This window comes from Sphaerochaeta sp. UBA5849 (assembly GCA_002432715.1).
Lineage (GTDB): Bacteria > Spirochaetota > Spirochaetia > Sphaerochaetales > Sphaerochaetaceae > Sphaerochaeta.
Genome location: DJGJ01000070.1, coordinates 764 through 5,540, shown reverse-complemented (window position 1 = coordinate 5,540; position 4,777 = coordinate 764). Strand labels below are relative to the sequence as shown.

Annotated in this window: 5 protein-coding genes and 1 tRNA gene; 4 read left to right on the top strand and 2 right to left on the bottom strand. The window is 52.4% G+C overall.

Features of this window, described 5'->3' with window-relative positions; all coding sequences use genetic code 11:
- The coding region (locus B3K89_RS12425; protein ID WP_345907487.1) for an SCP2 sterol-binding domain-containing protein at positions 1-344 on the top strand (344 nt) is incomplete at its 5' end.
- 2 nt (positions 345-346) lie between these two features.
- The gene (locus B3K89_RS12420; protein ID WP_293893026.1) at positions 347-1,570 is read left to right on the top strand and encodes a M24 family metallopeptidase; all 1,224 of its coding nucleotides are present in this window, start codon (positions 347-349) and stop codon (positions 1,568-1,570) included.
- A gap of 39 nt (positions 1,571-1,609) precedes the next feature.
- Here B3K89_RS12420 and B3K89_RS12415 read toward each other — a convergent pair.
- Together B3K89_RS12415 and mscL are read right to left on the bottom strand one after the other, a co-directional pair.
- Positions 1,610-1,683, bottom strand: a tRNA-Arg gene (locus tag B3K89_RS12415).
- A gap of 83 nt (positions 1,684-1,766) precedes the next feature.
- The gene (gene mscL, locus B3K89_RS12410) at positions 1,767-2,216 is read right to left on the bottom strand and encodes a large-conductance mechanosensitive channel protein MscL (protein WP_293894693.1); all 450 of its coding nucleotides are present in this window, start codon (positions 2,214-2,216) and stop codon (positions 1,767-1,769) included.
- A 230-nt stretch (positions 2,217-2,446) separates the two neighbouring features.
- Here mscL and B3K89_RS12405 point away from each other — a divergent pair, with 230 nt between their 5' ends.
- A complete protein-coding gene (locus B3K89_RS12405) occupies positions 2,447-3,619 on the top strand; it encodes an ABC transporter substrate-binding protein (RefSeq protein WP_293894690.1) in 1,173 nt (390 codons plus the stop codon).
- Between the two features lie 109 nt (positions 3,620-3,728).
- Complete coding sequence (locus tag B3K89_RS12400; RefSeq protein WP_293894687.1) at positions 3,729-4,646, top strand: branched-chain amino acid ABC transporter permease; 918 nt, start codon at positions 3,729-3,731, stop codon at positions 4,644-4,646.
- Positions 4,647-4,777: the final 131 nt, after the last annotated feature.

The window sequence follows — 4,777 nt, the reverse complement described above, 5'->3', positions numbered from 1 at the left end:
AGATCGACCCCGCGAAGATGCACAACGTGACCACTTCGATGGTGGACATCTATGAGAACGGACCCGAGGGGAAAGAATTTTTTCTCTATCTGAAGTGTGAGGATGGCAAGGTTGTTGCGTTTGAGACCGGCGAGGTGCCTGCCCCTGAAGCTGAATTCATTATTCGCGGCCCATACTCGGTTTTTGCTTCGATTACCCGCGGGGAGCTGAGCAGTACCCGGGCCTTGATGACCGGCAAGCTTCGCCTGAAAGGCAATATGGCAAAGGCAGTCCGGCTTGCACCGCTTGCTGATCGGGTGAATAAGATTCTCAGCATGATTCCGACCGACTACAGGGAGGTGTGAGCATGGCAAACAGATTGGACCAAGCAAGCCCGTATTATATTGATAATCCCAAGCGAGTGGCAGATTTGCAGAGCGCGATGGAGAAAGAGGGGCTTGATGCATACTTGGGTACTCGTCCCCGAACCCTGAGTTTCTTGTTGGATGCCTTCATCCCCTGGCGCAGCTATGTCCTTGTTCCCCGCAAGGGAGAACCGATTCTCCACACCTTCATTGTTGATGCAACGAGAGTAGGTGATGAGACCTGGCTCTCGGCCGACAATGTTCGTGCGTATGCTCCGATGGGAGGACAGGATCCTGTAAGCCTGATTTCAGCCTGCCTGACCGAGGAGCTCGGAATCGCCCAAGGGAGGCTGGGCGTCGAGGACGGGATAGCAACCTATACCGCCGAAGGCAATCTCAGCCACTATGAGTACACCCAGATCGGGGCCGCCCTCCCGGGATGGCAACTGGTAAACGCCCATCATCTGGTCGATGAGCTTTCCATCATCAAGGATGCGGCGACGGTGGCTCGCTTTCGCGAGGCCTCACGCATCGTCGATGTCGGGCAGAGAGCTGTGTTTGAGGCGCTCTGCGACGGTGGTTGGAAGCATCTGACCGAGACGGTTGTTGGCGGTATCGCCGCTTTGGCAATGCGCAAGGAAGGCTCGGTGTCGGAGTGGAACTTTGCCGGGCTCAATGAGATTTCAAGCGGGTATCGCACCGCCCTCGGAGCTTGCACGCCTCCGACGACCAAGGCCCTGGCGGCTGGGGAGCCACTGATGGTGGACCTGCATTCGATGTTCCTCCTTGCCTTGGGTGATCATTCACACAACTATCTGATCGGCCCGGCAACCAAACGACAGCGCCGTCATGCAGACAACTTTGTTGATTTGGTGCAGACTGTACTCGATCACTATCGCGAGGGAGCGACTCCATCGAGTCTTGCCCAGGTAATGATGGATCGGGCCGAGAGCCTTGATTGTTCCGATTTCCTTCTGCCCGGCTGCGAGCACGGCATCGGGCTCTTTGGTGATGAGTGGCGGATCGGGCATGCCATGGAAGGTCCGTTCCCCTATTGGACGAATCCAGACCATGTCTACCAGGAAGGGGAGATGGTCATCTGTGCGATGCAGTACGCCAGCATGGAAGAGGGTATAGGCTTTCGCTATGAAAATCCGATTCTCATCGGCAAGAGAGGCTGCGAGCCGCTGTCCAAATACCCGCTGCTTATTGAGGAGATTCTCTAGAAACAAAAAAGAGAGGCTGTGTGAACAACCTCTCAAACGTGCCCCTGGCGCGATTCGAACGCACGACCCCTTCCTTAGGAGGGAAGTGCTCTATCCAGCTGAGCTACAGGAGCAAATGCAGAATCGATAGTACCGCAAATGGAAATGGGTTGCAAGGGGCGGGAGTAAAAACTTCTTATCCTTGCTGGTATTCTCCTTATTTCTTCTTCAGCAGGTCCCTGATTTCGGTCAGCAGGACGATGTCGGGTGGAGTAACAGGTGCCGGGGCGGGTGTTGCCGCTGTTTTGCCCTGTTCTCCAGCGTTTTTCGATGCCTCGAGGTGGTCGCGCAGCCTGTTGATCGTCCTGACCAGCATGAACACCACAAAGGCGATGACTAAAAAATCGATGACTTTCTGGATGAAGACCCCGTACATGATGGCGACTTCAGCAGACTGTTCGGTAGCTTCGGCGATGATGATTTTCAAATCAACAAAACTTACACCCCCCAGGATCAATCCGATGAAAGGCATCAGGATGTCCTTTACCAAAGAATTCACGATGGCAGTGAATGCTCCGCCGATAATGATACCGACTGCCAGATCTATTACATTGCCACGGGAGATGAATTTCTTGAACTCGGCGAACATGTTGCGTTTCTCTGCCATGGAGTCCTCCTTGGATGAAAGCTGAGAAAAGCATAGCACGAGGAGGAGCGTATGGATAGAATGAGAGACCGCAATGAGTGATATATGAGGGCTGAAAGGCTTCCCGGGTGCCGATATTTGGAAAATTTTCAAATTGCAGTGTTTGAATATTGCATAAATATACTTGTTATTGTATAACCAAGTAAATGTTTCGATAGTTTACTGTCGGGCATCATTTGGAGGTACCAAAGATGAAGAAAAGCCTGTTTGTTCTGTTGGCCATCTTGGCCGTATTGTCCTTTCCCGCATTTGCACAGGGCGGTGGTGAAGCAGCCAGCCCGAAAATCGGTTTCATGGGTCCCATGAGCGGTGACTACGCCAACTATGGTGTGTTGAGCAACAACTCAGCCATGCTTGCTGTCGAGCAGTTCAACGCCAAGGGAGGTTTTGGCGGAAAACTTCCTGTCGTACTCGTCACTGAAGATTCCGAAGGACGAGTCGAGAAGGGTCTTTCCTCCATCGAGAAGCTCTCCTCCTCCGATAAGATTGTTGGTCTGATCGGTCCTGTTCTCACGGGAACGAGTTTTGCAGTCGGTGAACGCGTGCAGAACGAAGGCATTGTGATGATCAGCCCGTCGGCCACCCATGCAGACATCACCAATATCGGTGACTATGTATTCCGCACCGTCGTATCCGACGGCCTCCAGGGCGAGGTAGCAGGCCACTATTTCTTTGATAAGCTTGGGTATCGCACCATCGGCGTCTTGTATGCCAAGAACGACTACAGCCAGGGCTTGTATGAAGGCATGTCTGCAGCTTTTAAAGCAGCCGGCGGCCAGATTACCATTGCCGAGGCTTTCAATGTCGGCGATAAGGATTTTAAAACCCAGTTGACCAGAATTCGCTCTGCCAATCCTCAGGCCATCTACATCCCCAACTATACTGCAGAGATGGCTCAGATTCTTGAGCAGGCTTCCCAGCTTGGCATGAAGATTCCGTTCCTCTCCTGTGATGGTTTCTCCAACCCCGACATATACAAGCTTGCTGGTGAATTCACCGACGGTGTCATCTATGTCGGTCCTGCAAAAGTAAAAGAAAGTCCTGCTTTCAATACCTTTGTTTCCCAGTATACTGCAAAGTATGGTGTAGGACCTGATAGTTTTGCCACCAATGCCTATGACGGCACCAACATCCTGCTCGCCGCCATGGACAAAGTCTATAAGGCCAGCGGCAAGTTCGACCGCAAGGCAGTCCGTGATGCAGTTGCTGCAACCAAGGATTACCCCGGCGTAAGCGGAACCATCAATTTTGCAGAAAACGGCGACTTGGTTGCCTACCAGGGCCTGTACAAGGTCAACAAGACTACTCCCGAGTATCTTGGAACCTTTACGGTGGTCGATGGCAAGCTGGTCCAGATTGACTAAGGTCTAAAAAGTATTCCCGTTCTCGCGGGATATAGGAGGACCGGTGTTGTTTACACCGGTCTTTTCATGTTATCGTACTGTTCAGTTCTCGTACGAAGGAGAGAGCATCGTGGGAATTGCTGAATTCTTCCAACACTTGATGAATGGCCTGACGCTCGGAGGCATCTACGCCCTTATCGCCCTTGGATATACGATGGTGTATGGCATTCTGAAATTTATCAACTTCGCCCATGGTGACGTCTTAATGGTAGGCGCGTACGTAGGGTTGTTCCTCTTTGACCTGTTAAGGGGTTCTTCCCCGCTGGGTTTATGGACAATCACATCATTCTTCCTAGCCATGATCATCAGTATGGCATTCAGTGCACTGCTGGGGATGTTCATTGAACGGGTGGCCTATAAACCACTTCGCAAGGCTACGCGCCTTGCACCGCTGCTGAGTGCCATCGGGGTGTCGTTCATTCTCAGCAACAGTGCCGCATGGATGTTCGGGACACACTCAAGGAAATTCAACTATCCGTTTGACAACACCCCCCTCCACTTGGGAGAAGTGGTGATAACCCCGCACCAGGTTCTTATCCTGGTGGTGTCGCTCGCAATGATGATCATCCTGAAATTGTTCATCGACAGGACCCGCATGGGCAAGGCGATGCGTGCCACCAGTCTCGACCAAGGCACGGCAATGTTGATGGGCATCAATGTCAACCGTATCATCAGCCTTACCTTTGCCATCGGCAGCGCCCTCGCCGCCGTTGGCGGCATCTTGATAGCCTTGGATTTCAAGGTGTATGCAACCATGGGCACCATGACCGGCCTGAAGGCCTTCGTCGCTGCTGTTGTCGGAGGCATCGGCAATATCAGCGGAGCCATGTTCGGCGGTATCCTGCTGGGTCTTTTGGAAACCTTCGGTGTCGCAATCTTCGGGATTCCCACCGGCTTGAAAGACACCATTGCCTTTGGTGTACTGATCATCATCCTGCTGGTCAAACCTGAGGGACTCTTCGGCAAGGTCGAAAAGGAGAAGGTATAATATGTTCAACTTCTTTTTGCTTATTCTGATTTATTCGGGGATATATGCCCTCATGGCCCTCGGCCAGAACATCATCACCGGTTACGGCGGGATGCTCAGCCTTACCCAGGCAGGTTTCTTTGCCATCGGCA